We start from the raw sequence: 14,976 nt of genomic DNA, 5'->3' as shown, positions 1-14,976 counted from the left end.
GGGCGCAGGAGAGACGAGCGGCATGTTAGGCGCGATCAGCCAGATTCTGACCTATGTCGTGCCGTTTCTGCTCGTCCTGACGCTGGTCGTGACGGTGCACGAACTCGGGCACTTCCTGACCGCGCGCGCCTTTGGCGTGAACATGGACCGCTTCGCCATCGGGTTTGGCCGCGCCCTCTTCAAACGCACTGACAAACACGGCGTCGAATGGCGCGTCGGCTGGCTGCCGCTGGGCGGTTACGTCAAGTTTTCCGGCGATCTGGATGCGACCGGCGTGCCCGACCGGGCCGGGTTGGAGGCGATGCGCAAGCAGCTTGTCGCGGCCCACGGGCCGGGCGCTGAGCGCGACTATCTGTATTTCAAGCCGCTGTGGCAGCGCGCCCTGGTCGTGGCGGGCGGTCCGTTCGCCAACTTCGTCCTGGCCATTTTCATCTTCACCCTGCTGTTCAGCCTGGTCGGCGTCGAGCTTCGCCCGGCGCGGGTGATGCAGGTGCAGGCGGGATCGCCCGCCGCCGCCGCCGGTTTCCAGCAGGGCGACCTGATCACCCACGTCAACGGCAAGCTGATCTCGGACGGCGGCGAGGTGACGCGCGTCGTGGCCCTGAGCAGCGGCGATCCGGTGCGCTTCACCGTCGAGCGTGGCGACCGCGCCGTGGAACTGACGGCCACGCCAGAGCGCCGCGTCGAGACCGATCGCATCGCCGGCCGGGTCAGCGTGGGCCGCATCGGCCTGGCCCTGGGCTCGACCCGCGACGAGATTCGCCATGTCCGCTACGGTCCGGTCGCGGCCGTGGGGCAGGGCGTGCGCGAGACGGGCGCTATCCTGAACACGACCCTGACCTATATCGGCCGCATCTTCACCGGCCGCGAGTCGGGCGATCAGTTCAGCGGGCCGCTGGGCATCGCCAAGGCTTCCGGCGCCCTGACCAACGCCGCCGTGGCGGCCAATCCCGAGCCCTGGGCCATCGTCCGCAATCTGTTGCTGACGCTGACGAGCTTCGCGGCCATACTTTCGGTCGGAATCGGCTTTTTAAATCTGATGCCCATTCCCGTCCTGGATGGGGGGCACCTGCTGTTCTACGCTTACGAAGCCGTGGCGCGCCGTCCGATGGCGGCCAGGGTTCAGGAGGCGGGATATCGGGTCGGTCTTGCTTTGCTGGCGGGTTTGATGTTGTTCGCGACCTGGAACGATCTGCAGAAGCTCAATCTCTTCAAATTCCTCGGCGGGCTCGTCTCGTGAGCCGACGCCAGCCCCCGATGGTATCCGCATGAATCAAAACGACAGTCGCCTCATGACCCAGACCCGTGGCCGCATTATCGGGGTCAGCGCCCTGGCCCTGACCTTCGCCGCCGGCCTCGCGAGCCCCGCGCTGGCGCAACAGACGCCCAACGTCGTTGTTCAGGAAGCGCCGCCTCAGGCTGATCGCGCCGTGGTCAACCGCATCGTGGTGCGCGGCAACGAACGGATCGACCAGACGACGGTCCTGTCCTACCTGCCGATTCAGCCGGGGGACACCATCGACGCCGTGACCATCGACGTGGCGGTGCGGACCCTGTCGCGCACGGGGCTGTTCGCCGACGTCCAGCTGGGCCTGCAGGCGAACGGCGACCTGATCGTCGAGATCGCCGAGAACCCGATCATCAACCAGGTGACGTTCGAGGGTAACAAGGCGCTGGCCGAGAAGAAGCTGCGCGACGAGGTCACCATCAAGCCGCGCGGCATCTACACCCGCGCGCGGGTGCAGGAAGATGTCGGCAAGATCGTCGAACTGTACCGCCTGTCGGGCCGCATCTCGGCGACGGTGACGCCCAAGCTGGTCCAGCTGGACCAAAACCGGGTCGACGTCGTGTTCGAGATCGACGAGGGGCCTGAGACGGGCATCGCGGCCATCACCTTCCTGGGCAATCGGGCGTTCTCGGACAGCGACCTGGCTGGGGTCATGGTGACGAAGACCTCCAAGTGGTGGCGGCTGTTCAGCTCCAACGACAACTACGATCCGAACCGGCTGGATTACGACCGGGAACAGCTGCGTAAATTCTATACGAACCGCGGCTATTACGACTTCCGCATCCTGTCGTCCGTGGCTGAGCTGAAGCCCGACAACAGCGCCTTCGGCGTCACCGTCACGGTGGATGAAGGGGATCGCTACAACTTCGGCGAGATCAAGGTCGTCACGGAGAATGACCGCCTGAACGCCGACTTCCTGCAGTTGCTGCTGCCGATCCGTAAGGGCGACCTGTACGAGAGCGATCGCATCCAGGCGGCGGTCGATACCCTGACCTTCGCCGCCGGTTCGGCCGGTTACGCCTTCGTCGAAATCAATCCGACCTATCGCGCGGACCCCGAGACGGACACCGTCAACGTCACCTTCAATGTCCGCGAAGGCCAGCGTGTCTACATCGACCGCATCAATGTGGTCGGCAACACCCGCACCCTGGACAGCGTCATCCGCCGCGAGCTGATGGTGGGCGAGGGCGACGCCTTCAACCGCTCGCTGGTCGAGCGGTCGCGCAATAACCTGCGCGCCCTGGGCTTCTTCAAGGACGTCAAGATCGAAGAGACGCGCGGCAGCGCGCCGGACCGTTCGGTCGTCAACGTCACCGTCGAAGAACAGCCCACCGGCGAACTGTCGGTCGGCGCGGGCTTCAGCTCGGTCGACTCCTTCGTGCTGAACCTGGGCATCACCGAGCGCAACTTCCGGGGTCGCGGCCAGAACGTCGTGGCCCGCGCTGAATGGGGTTCGCTGCGCCAACAGATCGACTTCCGCTTCACCGAGCCCAAATTCCTGGGTCGCGACGTGCGCGCGGGCTTTGACCTGTTCCACACCCGCTACGACCTCAGCAAATATTCGTCCTATGACTATCGCTCGACGGGCGGCGGGGTGCGCATCACCTATCCGTTGAACGGTTACGCCAGCTTCAGCGCCCGCTACTTCCTGAAGGATGACGAGGTCATCATCCCGTACGGCTATTGCGGCGGCGTCGGCGCCGGCTCGTCGGCCCTGTGCGATCAGGCGGGCTCGTACCTGAACTCCTCGGCGGGCTACACCCTGCTGGTGAACCGGTTGAACGATCCCGTGCGCCCGACGCGCGGCTGGACCGCCTCCCTGCGTCAGGATTTCGCCGGCATCGGCGGCGACGTGAACTACATCAGGACCGAGGCGGACGCCTCCTGGTACTATGGCATCCGCCCGAACTGGGTGGTCAGCTTCCAAGGCCAGACCGGCTACGTCAGCGGTTGGAACGGCGATCCGATCCGGATCAACGACCGCTTCTTCAAGGGCGGAAACACCTTCCGTGGCTTCGAGACGGCCGGTATGGGCGCGCGCGACCTGACCACGACCGACGCCCTGGGCGGCAACTTCTACGCCATTGGTACGGTCGAGCTGACCGTGCCGAACATGCTGCCCGATGAATACGGCATCAAGACCTCGCTGTTCGCGGACTTCGGCACGATCGGCAAGCTGGACGATCGCTATCTGATCGATCCCTCTACGGGTTTGCGTAACCCCAACATTGTCGACGACCTGGCCTTGCGCGCAGCGGCCGGCGTCAGCATCCACTGGCGTTCGCCGATGGGGCCGATCCGTTTCGACCTGTCCAAGGTCTTGAACCGCGAAGACTACGACAAGACCGAGACGTTCCGCTTCTCGACCTCCACCCAATTCTAACTGCGGTCTGACCGCCGTCACTAAGGCTTAGATTATGAAACTCATCGCCATCGGCGCCTTCGCCCTTGCTTCGCTGACCGCCTCGGCCGCCCTGGCCCAGTCGCAGGGCCCGGCCAACCCCGGCCCGGCCATCCCCGGCGTCTGCGTCTACTTCAACCAACGCGTCCTGGCTCAGTCGACGGTCGGCCAAGCTGTTCAGGCCCGCATGGAACAGCTGGCGCAGGAAGTTCAGGGCGAACTCCAGCCCTACGCCACCGCCATCCAGACCGAGGCCCAGGCCCTGCAGCAGGGTCAGGCGACGATCCCGGCCGACCAGATGAACCAGCGCCGCCAGCAACTGCAGCAGCGCATCCAGGAAGCCCAGCAACTGGAAGCCACGCGCGACAATGAGCTGCGCTACACCCTGGCTGAACAGCGCCGCAAGATCTCGGAGGCCATCGAGCCCCTGCTGGTCGCCGTCTATCAGGAGAAGGGCTGCGGCATCATGCTCGACCGTGAGAGCGTCTTCATCATGAACCCGGCCATGGACGTGACCGACACTGTGATCCAGCGCCTGAACGCCCAGCTGCCGACGCTGAGCTTCAACCGCATGCCGGTTCCGGCCCAGCCGCAGTCGTAAGACGGGCCATGCCCGATCCGAGGTTCTTCCAGACCCTGTCGCCCCTGACGGTCGCCGCCCTCGCCGAGCACATCGGCGGGGAGGCGGTCCGAGGCGGCGAGGTCGTCATCTCGGCCGTTGCGCCCCTGTCCAGTGCGGACCGGGGCGCGATTGCGTTTCTGGGCGACCGCAAGTTCGCCGCCGCCTTGGCCGAGACCAAGGCCGGGTGCGTGATCGTGCCGTCGTCGGCCGTGGATGCGGCGCCTGCTGACGCCGCCGTCATCGTGTCAGGCGAGGCTCAGGCCGCCTGGGCGCGGGCCTCGGCCCTGCTGCACCGACCGATCCGTCTGGACCGCGCCATCACCGCCGCTGAGGCCGCTGAGGACGACACCGTGGTGGTCGAGCCGGGCGTCATCCTGGGCGAGGGCGTCCGCATCGGTCGCGGCAGTCGCATCGGCGCCAACACCGTCATCGGGCCGGGCGTCCAGATCGGTCGCGACTGCCTGATCAGCCCCGGCGTCACTGTCGGCTTCGCCTTGCTGGGCGACCGGGTGAAGCTGCTGGCGGGCGCACGCATCGGCGAGGCGGGCTTCGGCGCCGCCGGGTCCAAGGCCGGACCGGTGGACATTCCCCAACTGGGCCGCGTCATCCTGCAGGACGGGGTGACGGTGGGCGCCAACTCCTGCATCGACCGGGGCGCCTATGACGACACCGTCATCGGCGAGAATACCAAGATCGATAATCTGGTCATGATCGGCCACAACTGCGTCATCGGCCGCAACAACCTGATGGCGGCGCACACCGGTATCTCGGGTTCGGTCACCAGCGGCGACAACTGCATCTTCGGCGGCCGGGCGGGCGTGGGCGACCACATCACCATCGGCGAAGGCGCGCGCGTCGCGGCCGGCGGCGGCGTTCTGGCCGACATTCCGCCGGGCGAGACCTGGTCCGGCTATCCCGCAAAGCCCATCCGCCAGTTCTTGCGTGAGACGGTGTGGCTGTCCAAACAGGCGTCCCAGAAGAAGGGCGCGAAGGAATCGAAAGAATGAGCGAAGACAACAAGATCGACTATGCCGAGGTGATGCGTCGCCTGCCGCACCGCTATCCCTTCCTGCTGGTCGACAAGGCGCAGGATTTCGTGGCGGCGACCTCCATCGTCGGCATCAAGAACGTCACCCACAACGAGCCCTTCTTCCCCGGCCACTTCCCGATCGACCCGGTCATGCCGGGCGTGCTGATCGTCGAGGCCATGGCCCAGACGGGCGCGCTGCTGATGTCCAAGTCGCTGGACGTGGCGGTGGCTGATAAGGTCATCATGTTCATGTCGATCGACGGCGTGCGCTTCCGCAAGCCCGCCCGTCCGGGCGACCAGCTGCGCATGGAGGTCAAGGTGATCAAGGCGCGCGGCGACGCCTATAAGTTCCGCGGCGAGACCTTCATCGACGGCAAGCTGGCGGCTGAAGCCGAGTTCATGGCCATGGTCGTGACCGTGGCGGAGCCCGCCCAGTGACCATCCACCCGACCGCCGTCGTCGACGCCTCGGCGACCCTGGCGGACGGGGTCGAGATCGGCCCGTTCTGCACCGTCGGGCCGGGCGTGGCGCTGGCTTCCGGCGTGCGTCTGGTCAGCCATGTGGTGATCCAGCAGGACACGACCGTGGGGGCCGGGACGACGATCCACCCCTTCGCGGTCATCGGCGGCGATCCCCAGCACGGCGGCTACAAGGGCGAGCCCGTGCGGCTGGAGATCGGCGAGAACAACCTGATCCGCGAGCACTGCACCTTCAACCGGGGCACGCCTCAGGGAGCCGGCGTCACCTGCGTCGGCTCGAACAATCTGTTCATGACCGGCGCCCACGTCGGCCACGACTGTGTGGTCGGCGACAGCGTCACCATGGCCAACAACGCCACCCTGGGTGGCCACGTCCATGTCGGCGACAGGGTGTTCCTCGGCGGCCTGTGCGCTATCCACCAGAACGGCCGGGTGGGGCAGGGCGCCATCGTCGGCGGCCTGGCCGCTGTGACGCGCGACGTCATTCCCTACGGCTCGGTCTGGGGCAATCACGCCAGCCTGCACGGCCTCAACGTGATCGGGCTGAAGCGCAAGGGCTACGACAAGGATGCGGTGCGCCGCCTGCTGGCCGCCTATCGCGACCTGTTCGAGGGCGAAGGCGTCTTCGCCGAGCGTCTGGATCGGGTCGAACAGGCCTATGCCGACCTGCCCGAGATTATGGAGATCACGTCCTTCATCCGTGACGGCGGGAAGCGCCCGCTGTGCCTTCCGGGCGCGGAATGACGACCGCGCCCAAGCTGGCCCTGATCGCGGGGTCGGGCGATCTGCCCATCCGCGTCGCCCAGCGCTGCGAGGCCGAGGGGCGCGAGGTCTTCATCATCCGCCTGAAGGGCTTCGCCGACGCCCACCTGCACCGCTGGCCTGGGCAGGACTTCGGCATGGCCGAGATCGGCAGGATCGTGAAAGCCATGCGCGCCGAAGGTTGCCGCGCGGTCTGTCTGGCGGGCTACGTCAACCGCCCGGATTTCAGGACGCTGAAGCCCGATCTCAAGGGTGCGTCCCTGCTGCCCGGCATCATCGCGGCGGCCTCAAAGGGCGACGACGCCCTGCTGCGCAAGATCCTGTCGGTGTTCGAGGACGAAGGCTTCGTCGTAGAGGGCGCGGACGACATTCTGGGCGGCGAGATGCTGGCGGCGGGCGCGCTGGGCCGCGTGGCGCCGACGGCGGAGCAGTTGGCGGACCTGAAGAAGGCGCTGCACGTCGCTGAAAAATCAGGCGAACTGGATATCGGTCAGGGCGCGGTCGTCTGCGATGGATTGGTGCTGGCGGTCGAGGCGCAGGAAGGCACGGACGAGATGCTGCGCCGCGTGGCGGGTCTGCCTGCAGACCTGCGCGGCTCACCCGGCTTTGCGCGCGGGGCTCTGGGCAAGGCGCCCAAGCCGATTCAGGATCTGCGCGTCGACATGCCCGTTATCGGACCGATGACGGTTGAACTGGCCGCCGCTGCCGGCCTGGCCGGGATCGGCGGGTTCGAAGGGCGGCTGATCGTCATCGATCATGAAGGTCTGGTCGAGGCGGCCGACCGTCTGGGCCTGTTCGTCTGGGGAGAACCGCGATGAGCCGTCCTCTGAAAGTCATGCTTGTGGCGGCCGAGGCCTCCGGCGACGCTCTGGGCGCCGGGCTGGCGCGAGCGCTGAAGGCGCGGTTGGGGAATGACGTGATCTTCGTCGGCGTGGGCGGCCCCAAGATGGCGGCCGAGGGCGTCGTCAGCCCCTTCGACATCGCTGAACTGTCGATTCTGGGCTGGATCGAGGGCTTGAAGGCCTATGGCCGGGTCAAGAAGCGCGTGGCCGAGACGGCGGCGCTGGCGGCGGCGGAAAAGCCGGACGCCGTGGTGCTGATCGACAGCTGGGGCTTCACCATCCGCGTGGCTCAGGCGATCCGCGCCGCCTCGCCGAAGACGCCGCTGATCAAATACGTCGGGCCGCAGGTCTGGGCCTCGCGGCCGGGCCGGGCGAAGACGCTGGCGGGGGCGGTGGATCACCTGCTGGCCCTCTATGCGCTGGATGCGCCGTGGTTCGAGAAGGCGGGTCTGCCGACGACGGTCGTGGGTTCGCAGGCGCTGCACGTCGATATGGCGGGGGCCGACGGCGCCCGCTTCCGCGCGGCGCGGGGCATTGCGGCGGATGCGCCGCTGCTGCTGGTTCTGCCAGGGAGCCGACCCAGCGAGATCACGCGGATGACGCCTGTCTATGAGCAGGCGGTCAAACAGCTGAAGGCCCAGATTCCGGGGCTGGAAGTCGCTGTCGTTGCGGCGGGCACTGTCGCCGCCGACGTGGCGGGCCGGGTCGCCGCCTGGCCCTTCCGAGCACATGTGGTGCAGGAAGCCGACAAGTACGACGCCATGAAGGCCGCCAACGCCGCCCTGGCCACCAGCGGCACGGTCTCCACCGAACTGGCGCTTGCGGACGCGCCGATGGTCATCGCCTATAAGATCGACGGGCTGAGCTACGTTCTGATGAAGCGGCTGGTGACGGCCAAGCACATCACCCTGTTCAACATCGCCGCTGACGAGGCCATCGCGCCGGAGTTCATCCAGCACGAAGCGACGCCGCAGGCCCTGGCGAAGGCGGTCGGGCGGTTGCTGACCGATCCCGAGGCGGCGGCCGATCAGGCGCGCCGCCAGACCGAGGCGCTGGACCTGATGGGGCGCGGGGGACCGGACCCGTCGGAACTGGCGGCCGATGCGGTGCTGCGGGTGATTGCGGCGAAGGCGGGGTAGCGCGCTCATTTCCGCTCATCCCGGCGGACGCCGGGACCCAGTAAGAACCTCGCGCGCAGTTCTCGGCTGATGGGGCTGGAAGCCCCCTTGGCTACTGCTGTGACTGTGGCCAAAGCACTGGGTTCCGGCTTCCGCCGGGATGAGCGGGTTTAGAAAGACTTAGGCCAGCAGCGCCCGCGTCGCGGCTTCCACATCGGCCTGGCGCATCAGGCTTTCGCCGACCAGCAGGGCGCGGGCTCCGGCCTTGGCGACGCGCGCCACGTCGTCTGGCGTGAACAGGCCGCTTTCGGCGACCAGCAACGCGCCGTCGGGGCTCAGCGCCGCCAGTTGCTCCGTCGTCGCCAGATCGACCTCAAAGGTCCGCAGCGAGCGGTTGTTGACGCCGATCAGGGCGTCGTCGCGGCCTTGAACCAACTTGGCGGCGCGGGCCATTTCATCCGCGTCGTGCGTCTCGATCAGGGCGTCCATGCCCCAGCGGGTCGCCTCGGCCAGCAGGTCGGCGGCCAGGGTGTCGTCAACCATGTCCATGATGATCAGGATGCAGTCGGCGCCCAGCGCCCGGCTTTCGGCGACCTGCCACGGATCGACCAGAAAGTCCTTGCGCAGGCAGGGCAGGGCCACCGCCGCGCGCGCGGCGCCCAGATAGGCGTCGTCGCCCTGAAAGCTCGGCCCATCGGTCAGCACGGACAGGCAGGCGGCGCCGCCGCGCTCATAGGCCTGCGCCAGGACGGGCGGATCGAAGTCGGCGCGGATCAGCCCCTTGGACGGACTGGCCTTCTTGATCTCGGCGATCAGGGCCGGGCGGCCGGTTTCGGCGAAGCGCCGGGCCAGGGCGGCGCGGAAGCCGCGCGGGGCCGAGGCCTCCTTCGCGCGGGCCTCAACGGCGTCCTGTGATGTGGCGACCTTGCGGGCGGCGACATCCTCGCGCTTGTAGGCGGCGATGCGGTCCAGAACGTCGCTCATCAGGCGTCCTCGTCTTCGATCGGCGCGTGGGAGACGCGCACCAGTTCAGCCAGGGCGGCGGCGGCGCAGCCGTCGTCGATGACGGCGGCGGCGATCTCTGCGCCCGATTTCAAATCCTGGGCCCGGTCGGCCACCACCAGGGCGGCGGCGGCGTTCAGCAGGACGATGTCGCGATAGGGGCCGCGCTCGCCCGCCAGCAGGGCGGTCAGGGCCGCCGCATTGTGCTCGGCGTCGCCGCCGCGCAGGTCGTCCAGCGTGGCCAGCGGCAGTCCGGCGTCGGCGGGCGTGACGGTGAAGCGGCGCACGGCGCCGTCCTTCCATTCCGCCACCTCGGTCGGGCCTGTGGTGGTCAGTTCGTCCAGGCCCTGGCCGTTGACGGTCCAGGCGCGCCGGGCGCCCAGGCGGCCCAGCACCTCGGCAAGCGGCTCCAGCAGGGCGGGATCATAGACGCCCATGACCTGATGCGTGGCGCCCGCCGGGTTGCACAGCGGGCCGAGCAGGTTGAACACGGTGCGGAAGCCGATCTCGCCGCGGACCGGGCCGACGTGGCGCATGGCCCCGTGATAGGTCGGGGCAAACAGGAAGGCGACGCCCGCTCGATCGAGCGCCCGCGCCTGCTGGGCGGGCGTGGCGTCCAGATTGACGCCCAGAGCGGCCAGGACGTCGGACGAGCCGGACTTGGAGCTCACGGCGCGGTTGCCGTGCTTGGCGACCTTCAGGCCTGCGCCCGCCAGAACGAAAGAGGCCGCCGTCGAGACGTTGTAGGTGTGCTGGCCGTCTCCGCCGGTGCCGCAGGTGTCGATCACCTGATCGAACGGGTGGTTCAGCGACAGGGCGGCCTCGCGCATGGCGCTGGCGAAGGCGACGATCTCGTCTACCGTCTCGCCGCGGATGCGCAGCGCGGTGACGGCGGCGGCGACCTGGGACGGGGTGGGCTCGCCGCGCAGGCAGGCGGCGAAGAAGGCCTTGGCCTCGTCCAGGGTCAGAACCTGGCCGTCGACCAGCTTGGCCAGCAGGGGCTTGATGCTGTCCATGGCCTCAGACCGTCGCCAGGCGCTTGACGCCCGCCAGGTCGAGGAAGTTGGCGATCATCTCGTGGCCGTGTTCGGTGGCGATGGATTCCGGGTGGAACTGGACGCCGTGGATCGGGCGCGTGCGGTGCGACAGGCCCATGATCTCGCCGTCCTCGGTCCAGGCGGTGACCTCCAGCGCGTCCGGCAGGGTCTCGCGTCGCACGGCCAGGGAGTGGTAGCGCGTCGCCGTGAAGGGCGAGGGCAGCCCGCCGAAGACGCCGCGTCCTCCATGTAGGATGGGCGAGGTCTTGCCGTGCATCAGGGTCTTGGCGCGCACCACCTCGCCGCCAAAGGCCTGGCCGATCGACTGGTGGCCCAGGCAGACGCCGAGGATGGGCATGGTCTCGGCCGCCGTCTCGATCAGCGACAGGCAGATGCCCGCCTGATCCGGCGCGCAGGGGCCGGGCGACAGCAGAACGGCCTCGGGCTTCAGCGCCCATGCCTCTTTAACGGTCAGGTCGTCGTTGCGGACGACATGCGTCTGGGCGCCCAGCTCTGCGAGGTAGTGGACGAGATTGTAGGTGAAGCTGTCGTAGTTATCGACGACGAGGATCATGGCGAAGGCTTCTTGAAGACGGGGAGGCATGGCGGCCCAAGCATGGAAGGCAAACGGGCCGATTGAAAGCGGACGTTAAGCTGTCCGGGCGATACAGGAGCATCGCCATCGGAAGAAATCCGTCTTGACCCCTGTAGAATGCATCCGTGACGCCTGCGCCCTGTTGAACGAGGCGCCGAGCGAGCCACCCAAGCCGCTGCGCCTGTTGGCGGCGGCCGCCTTCGCCGCGACGGCGGCGGTTCTGTTGGCCGGAACCATGGTCGTGGGCCCCGGCGTATCGTTTGACCAGGCTGCCACGGTTTCCAATCCTTAGCCGTCAGAACCCTGGCCGCGCGTGGTCGCGGTGAATCGCCACGCGTCCTCGGCCGCCGTCATCGGCGCGCGGGCTTTCGCCAGCGTTTCAGCATATTCGGCGGCCTGATCGCTGTCGGCGACAACGCCCGCGCCGGCCTGAACGAAGATCTGGCCCTTGGCGAACATGGCGGTGCGCAGGACGATGCAGATGTCTGCCTCGCCATTGGCCGAGATGTAGCCGACGCCGCCGCCGTAACCGACGCCGCGCTTTTCGGTCTCAAGCTCGTCGATGACCTCCATGGCCCGCACCTTGGGCGCGCCCGACAGGGTGCCGGCGGGCAGGGCGGCCAGAAGGGTGTCCACCGCGTCCAGCTTCGGATCGGCGGCGCCGTTCACGTTGGAGACGATGTGCATGACCTGGCTGTAGCGCTCGACCACGAAGCTTTCCGTGACTTCGACCGAGCCGGGCGAGGACACGCGGCCCACGTCGTTGCGGCCCAGGTCCAGCAGCATCAGATGCTCGGCCCGCTCCTTGGGGTCGGCCAGCAACTCGGCCTCCAGGGCCTGATCCAGTTCGGGCGTGGCGCCGCGCGGACGCGTGCCCGCCAGCGGCCGGATAGTGACGCGCCCGTCTTTCAGTCGGACCAGGATTTCCGGGCTGGAGCCCGCCAACTGGAAATCCACATAGTCGAGGAAGAACAGGTAGGGCGACGGATTGCCGCGACGCAGCGAGCGATAGAAGGCGAACGGGTCCTGGCTCCACGGCGCCGAGAAACGGTGCGCCAGCACGACCTGGAAGATGTCGCCGGCGGCGATGTAGTCCTTGGCCCGCGCCACCATGCGGCCGAAGGCGGCCTCGTCCACGGCGGAATGGAAGTCGGGCGCCGCAACGGGCTCGACCTCGCGCTGGATCGGCAGGGGGCCGCGCAGGCGGTCCTCGAAATCCTCGAGGCGGGCCTCGGCGGCGGCGTAGGCCTGAGCCGGATCGGTCGCCGTGTCGGGATAGGCGGCGGCGATCAGGACGATCTCGTGCTTCACCGAATCGAAGATGGCGACCAGCGCCGGACGCGCCATGACGGCGTCGGACAGGTCCAGCGGGTCCGGGTTGGCCGGGCCCAGCGGCTCCAGCAGCCGCACCATGTCATAGCCGAACACGCCGAACAGACCGGCGGCCATTGGGGGCAGGTCAGCGGGCAGCTCGAACTTCGTCGCCGCGATCAGGGCGCGCAGGGAGTCCAGCGCGGGCCGGTCTTCCGGCGTGAAGGTTTCCGTCAGGACGTCGGCGCCGCGCGCGATCTCGGCCTTGCCGTCCCGACAGCGCCAGACCACGTCGGGCGACAGGGTGACGAAGGAATAGCGGCCGTTGACGGCGCCGCCCTCGACGGACTCGAACAGGCTGGCGTAGCGCCGCCCGTGCCCGACCTTCAGGAAGGCCGAGACGGGTGTTTCAAGATCATCGACCAGACGGCGGACCAGAACCTGGGGGCGGCCCGCCGTCAGGCCGGCGATGAAGGCGTCGCGGTCTTGCAGCATTACTTCTTGGCGGGAGCGGCCGGGGCCGCCGCCGGAGCGGCGGGGGCTTCGACGCCCAGGGCCTGAAGGGCCAGGGCCGGGTCATTGCGCGACTTGGTGCGTGCGGCGGCGGCGGCGATGGTGCGGTCAGCCATCGTGTTGGCCAGTTCCTCGGTCAGGCGCGCCCGGGCTTGTTCAGCCAGCGGCGCCGCCTGCGCCGGATCAGCGGCGTGGATGGCGTCGACACGGCCGACCACGAAGCTGTCCTGGGCCTGCTGACCCGAGAAGACCTGGCCCTTGGACTGACCGAACAGGCCGCGCAGCACGCCGTCGCCGACCTGAGCCTGCGACTCGCGGCTTTGCTGGACGGCGGTGCGGACCGTCAACTGGGCGCCGGCGTCGGCAGCGACCTTGGCGATGTCTTCACCGGCGCGGATGCGACCGGCCAGCTCTTCAGCCTTGGCCGACAGCAGACGGGCGTTCTCACGCATCGTCCATTGCTGGCCCAGCGGCGCGCGCACTTCGTCCAGCGTCGGCAGGGCCGACGGGCGGATCTCGTCCAGACGGACCGCGAAATACTGGCCGTCTCCGGCGTCGATGACGTCGCTCTCGCCGCCCTTGGACAGGGCGTAGGCGCTTTCCAGAACCTGACGCGGGGCGTTCATCGGCTGGCCGTCCGGCAGTTGGCCCTGTTCGGTGAAGGGCGGCAGCTGGATGACGCGGGCCTTGGCGGCGGTCGCGGCGTCGGCCAGGTTCTTGCCTTCCTGACGCGCCTTCTCGAACTGTTCGACCTTGGCGTAGGTCGCGGCCTTCACCGCTTCGGCCTGAAGCTCCTGAACCACGGCGGCGCGGGCGCTTTCCAGCGACACGGCCTGGCCAGCCTGGATCGCGGCGACCTTGGCGACCGTGAAGCCCAGACGGCCCTGGATCGGCGCCGACACCTGATCGGCGGCCAGGCCGAAGACGGCGGCGCCGACGGCGGGGTCGCCCACGGCGGCCTGCGGCGTGGCCTTGTAGTCGCCCAGTTGAATGTTGTTGGCCTTGGCGACCTCGGCCGGAGCCTTGCCGGCGCGCAGGTCGGCGGCGATCTTGTCGGCGGCGTCCTTGGTCGGGACCGTCAGGGTGACGAAGGTGCGCTTCTCCGGCTCGGCCAGGGCGGCCTTGCGGAACTCATAACGCTCCTTGATCTGCTCTTCGGTGATCGCCGGGCGGGCGTCGTTCGGGCCCGGCGAGAACAGGACCAGCGAGATCATGCGAAACTCGGGGCTGCGCAGGCGCGCTTCGTTTTCCTTCATGAAGGCGGTCAGCTGGGCGTCGGTCGGCGCGCCGGCGCGGCCCGCCATGGCTTGAGTGACCGAGAACCAGCGGCCGTCGCGCGTTTCCAGCGCCTGGCCCGCCAGCAGGGCGGCGTAGACGCGCGGCGCCTGCAGGCCAGCGAAGACGGCGGAGCCGACGTGGGCGGTGACATACTGGTCGCGCAGGTCGTCTTCCAGCATTTCGGACGTCAGGTTCTGCTGGGCCAGGGCCTGGGCGTACAGGTCTTTGTCGAACTGGCCCGTGATCTGGTTGAAGAAGGCGGGAATCTTGCGGATCTGGGCCAGGATCAGTTCCTTGCCCGGACGGATGCCGGCCTTATAGGCCCAGTCCAGGAAGCCCAGTCGCTGGGTCTGGCTGTCGAGATACTGCTGGTGCAGGTTCTCCTTGACCATGTCGTCATAGCTGACGGGACGGCCGGCCTGTTCCTGAAGATTGGCGCGCACGCGCTCGAAGTCGGCGCGGAACTGCCCCGAATCCACGCTGCGGTCGCCGGCGCTGATGATGTGACGCGGCCCCAGGTTGGCGAAGATGTCGGATTGGGCGCCGACCACCAGGAAGCTGAGGATGATCAGGGCGAACAGGCCTGCGGCCCATTTCGACTTGGCGAAGTTTCGGAAGTACGTGATCATCGAAAAGAACCTGACGAGGGCCGGCGTCAAAGGGGCGCCAAGGGTCGCGTATAGGGGGTGCGGGGCCGC

The 14,976-nt window shown here is 68.1% G+C and carries 14 protein-coding genes; 9 read left to right on the top strand and 5 right to left on the bottom strand.

Annotated features, from left to right (window positions below):
* Positions 1 to 22 precede the first annotated feature (22 nt).
* From PIB44_RS09085 to lpxB, 8 genes are read left to right on the top strand one after another with little or no spacing between them, the layout of a single operon-like run.
* On the top strand, positions 23 to 1,240 hold the full coding sequence (locus PIB44_RS09085) for a M50 family metallopeptidase (RefSeq protein ID WP_278069135.1): 1,218 nt from the start codon (positions 23 to 25) through the stop codon (positions 1,238 to 1,240).
* 52 nt (positions 1,241 to 1,292) lie between these two features.
* Positions 1,293 to 3,671, top strand: coding sequence for an outer membrane protein assembly factor BamA (gene bamA / locus PIB44_RS09080; RefSeq protein WP_029972539.1), 2,379 nt, complete (start codon positions 1,293 to 1,295; stop codon positions 3,669 to 3,671).
* Positions 3,672 to 3,705: 34 nt separating this feature from the next.
* On the top strand, positions 3,706 to 4,290 hold the full coding sequence (locus PIB44_RS09075) for an OmpH/Skp family outer membrane protein (RefSeq protein ID WP_227157652.1): 585 nt from the start codon (positions 3,706 to 3,708) through the stop codon (positions 4,288 to 4,290).
* Positions 4,291 to 4,298: 8 nt separating this feature from the next.
* The gene (gene lpxD, locus PIB44_RS09070; RefSeq protein WP_278069132.1) at positions 4,299 to 5,318 is read left to right on the top strand and encodes a UDP-3-O-(3-hydroxymyristoyl)glucosamine N-acyltransferase; all 1,020 of its coding nucleotides are present in this window, start codon (positions 4,299 to 4,301) and stop codon (positions 5,316 to 5,318) included.
* Positions 5,315 to 5,779 (top strand): 3-hydroxyacyl-ACP dehydratase FabZ, encoded by a 465-nt coding sequence (gene fabZ / locus PIB44_RS09065; RefSeq protein ID WP_024352581.1) that lies wholly within the window; start codon positions 5,315 to 5,317, stop codon positions 5,777 to 5,779. Before lpxD ends, fabZ begins: the two co-directional genes overlap by 4 nt.
* On the top strand, positions 5,776 to 6,564 hold the full coding sequence (gene lpxA, locus PIB44_RS09060) for an acyl-ACP--UDP-N-acetylglucosamine O-acyltransferase (protein ID WP_278069131.1): 789 nt from the start codon (positions 5,776 to 5,778) through the stop codon (positions 6,562 to 6,564). Before fabZ ends, lpxA begins: the two co-directional genes overlap by 4 nt.
* A complete protein-coding gene (gene lpxI, locus PIB44_RS09055; RefSeq protein ID WP_278069130.1) occupies positions 6,561 to 7,400 on the top strand; it encodes a UDP-2,3-diacylglucosamine diphosphatase in 840 nt (279 codons plus the stop codon). Before lpxA ends, lpxI begins: the two co-directional genes overlap by 4 nt.
* Positions 7,397 to 8,563, top strand: a complete 1,167-nt coding sequence (gene lpxB / locus PIB44_RS09050; protein WP_278069129.1) for a lipid-A-disaccharide synthase — start codon at positions 7,397 to 7,399, stop codon at positions 8,561 to 8,563. The genes lpxI and lpxB overlap by 4 nt, the downstream gene beginning before the upstream one ends.
* 159 nt (positions 8,564 to 8,722) lie before the next feature.
* Here lpxB and trpC read toward each other — a convergent pair whose 3' ends face one another.
* The 3 genes from trpC to PIB44_RS09035 are packed head-to-tail and all read right to left on the bottom strand — an operon-like array spanning position 8,723 to position 11,155.
* Positions 8,723 to 9,526: an indole-3-glycerol phosphate synthase TrpC gene (gene trpC, locus PIB44_RS09045; protein ID WP_278069128.1), complete on the bottom strand. Its 804-nt coding sequence runs from the start codon at positions 9,524 to 9,526 to the stop codon at positions 8,723 to 8,725.
* Positions 9,526 to 10,560, bottom strand: a complete 1,035-nt coding sequence (gene trpD, locus PIB44_RS09040) for an anthranilate phosphoribosyltransferase (RefSeq protein ID WP_278069127.1) — start codon at positions 10,558 to 10,560, stop codon at positions 9,526 to 9,528. The genes trpC and trpD overlap by 1 nt, the downstream gene beginning before the upstream one ends.
* Before the next feature lie 4 nt (positions 10,561 to 10,564).
* Positions 10,565 to 11,155, bottom strand: coding sequence for an anthranilate synthase component II (locus tag PIB44_RS09035; protein WP_278069126.1), 591 nt, complete (start codon positions 11,153 to 11,155; stop codon positions 10,565 to 10,567).
* 124 nt (positions 11,156 to 11,279) lie between these two features.
* Here PIB44_RS09035 and PIB44_RS09030 point away from each other — a divergent pair, with 124 nt between their 5' ends.
* A complete protein-coding gene (locus PIB44_RS09030; RefSeq protein WP_278069125.1) occupies positions 11,280 to 11,468 on the top strand; it encodes a hypothetical protein in 189 nt (62 codons plus the stop codon).
* Here PIB44_RS09030 and trpE read toward each other — a convergent pair.
* Positions 11,465 to 12,982 (bottom strand): anthranilate synthase component I, encoded by a 1,518-nt coding sequence (gene trpE, locus PIB44_RS09025; RefSeq protein ID WP_278069123.1) that lies wholly within the window; start codon positions 12,980 to 12,982, stop codon positions 11,465 to 11,467. The genes PIB44_RS09030 and trpE overlap by 4 nt on opposite strands.
* Positions 12,982 to 14,907: a peptidylprolyl isomerase gene (locus PIB44_RS09020; RefSeq protein ID WP_134581076.1), complete on the bottom strand. Its 1,926-nt coding sequence runs from the start codon at positions 14,905 to 14,907 to the stop codon at positions 12,982 to 12,984. Before PIB44_RS09020 ends, trpE begins: the two co-directional genes overlap by 1 nt.
* Positions 14,908 to 14,976 lie beyond the last annotated feature (69 nt).

The organism is Brevundimonas sanguinis (assembly GCF_029636725.1).
GTDB lineage: Bacteria > Pseudomonadota > Alphaproteobacteria > Caulobacterales > Caulobacteraceae > Brevundimonas > Brevundimonas sanguinis.
The sequence above is the reverse complement of the archived record's forward strand: the minus strand, read 5'-3'. Positions and strand labels throughout refer to the sequence as shown.

What these genes read in the sequence shown, in the direction of transcription:
- PIB44_RS09085 (WP_278069135.1), top strand. Translation starts at nt 23, where the DNA reads ATGTTAGGCGCGATCAGCCAGATTCTGACCTATGTCGTGCCGTTTCTG.
- bamA (WP_029972539.1), top strand. Translation starts at nt 1,293, where the DNA reads ATGACCCAGACCCGTGGCCGCATTATCGGGGTCAGCGCCCTGGCCCTG.
- PIB44_RS09075 (WP_227157652.1), top strand. Translation starts at nt 3,706, where the DNA reads ATGAAACTCATCGCCATCGGCGCCTTCGCCCTTGCTTCGCTGACCGCC.
- lpxD (WP_278069132.1), top strand. Translation starts at nt 4,299, where the DNA reads ATGCCCGATCCGAGGTTCTTCCAGACCCTGTCGCCCCTGACGGTCGCC.
- fabZ (WP_024352581.1), top strand. Translation starts at nt 5,315, where the DNA reads ATGAGCGAAGACAACAAGATCGACTATGCCGAGGTGATGCGTCGCCTG.
- lpxI (WP_278069130.1), top strand. Translation starts at nt 6,561, where the DNA reads ATGACGACCGCGCCCAAGCTGGCCCTGATCGCGGGGTCGGGCGATCTG.
- lpxB (WP_278069129.1), top strand. Translation starts at nt 7,397, where the DNA reads ATGAGCCGTCCTCTGAAAGTCATGCTTGTGGCGGCCGAGGCCTCCGGC.
- trpC (WP_278069128.1), bottom strand. Translation starts at nt 9,526, where the DNA reads ATGAGCGACGTTCTGGACCGCATCGCCGCCTACAAGCGCGAGGATGTC.
- trpD (WP_278069127.1), bottom strand. Translation starts at nt 10,560, where the DNA reads ATGGACAGCATCAAGCCCCTGCTGGCCAAGCTGGTCGACGGCCAGGTT.
- PIB44_RS09035 (WP_278069126.1), bottom strand. Translation starts at nt 11,155, where the DNA reads ATGATCCTCGTCGTCGATAACTACGACAGCTTCACCTACAATCTCGTC.
- trpE (WP_278069123.1), bottom strand. Translation starts at nt 12,982, where the DNA reads ATGCTGCAAGACCGCGACGCCTTCATCGCCGGCCTGACGGCGGGCCGC.
- PIB44_RS09020 (WP_134581076.1), bottom strand. Translation starts at nt 14,907, where the DNA reads ATGATCACGTACTTCCGAAACTTCGCCAAGTCGAAATGGGCCGCAGGC.